Origin of the sequence: Pseudomonas sp. 51_B, from assembly GCF_017491595.1 — a bacterium.
Taxonomy (GTDB): Bacteria; Pseudomonadota; Gammaproteobacteria; order Pseudomonadales; family Pseudomonadaceae; genus Aquipseudomonas; species Aquipseudomonas promysalinigenes.
The window spans coordinates 1-693 of sequence record NZ_JAFGYW010000083.1 but is presented as its reverse complement, the minus strand read 5'-3'; the positions used below and the strand labels follow the sequence as shown (position 1 = coordinate 693).

Genomic DNA, 693 nt, shown 5'->3' with positions numbered 1-693 from the left:
GTTCGAATCATCTTGAGATACATCGATACAATCACAACCCGGATAGCTTCCACGTCCATCTCAACGACGCTTCCGCTATCCAAATTACTTGCTTCTTCCAGATTGTTAAAGAACGACAGCCGATACAGTTTCCTGCATCACTCTGACTGGCTCAATCGCCAATGGGTAAGATTCGATTCGTTCTCTCGAACCCAATCAAACATTATCCATTGGGGCTCCCTTCGGGAGTGAGATGCCCGTAAGCGCTAAAGCGCCAACGATCATCGCAATTGGTGGAGGCAGACGGGATAGAACCGACGACCCCCTGCTTGCAAATCAGGTGCTCTCCCAGCTGAGCTATGCCCCCATACAGAGACACTCAGGTTTTTCCGCCAGACAATTGGTGGGTCTGGTTGGATTCGAACCAACGACCCCCGCCTTATCAAGACGGTGCTCTAACCGACTGAGCTACAGACCCCTGAGTCTGTCCTAATTTACAGCCGATAAGCGTGAGCGCTCAACTTCGCGGAAATAAGCTCGAGAAAGGAGGTGATCCAGCCGCACCTTCCGATACGGCTACCTTGTTACGACTTCACCCCAGTCACGAACCCCGCCGTGGTAAGCGCCCTCCTTGCGGTTAGGCTACCTACTTCTGGCGAGACCCGCTCCCATGGTGTGACGGGCGGTGTGTACAAGACCCGGGAACGTATTCAC

The 693-nt window shown here is 53.2% G+C and carries 2 tRNA genes and 1 rRNA gene; all 3 read right to left on the bottom strand.

Annotated elements, in window-relative coordinates:
* Positions 1-270 precede the first annotated feature (270 nt).
* Positions 271-346: transfer RNA gene (locus tag J5M56_RS23735), tRNA-Ala, on the bottom strand.
* A 34-nt stretch (positions 347-380) separates the two neighbouring features.
* Positions 381-457 (bottom strand) — tRNA-Ile (locus J5M56_RS23730).
* A gap of 64 nt (positions 458-521) precedes the next feature.
* Positions 522-693, bottom strand: a 16S ribosomal RNA gene (locus J5M56_RS23725); the annotation flags it as partial.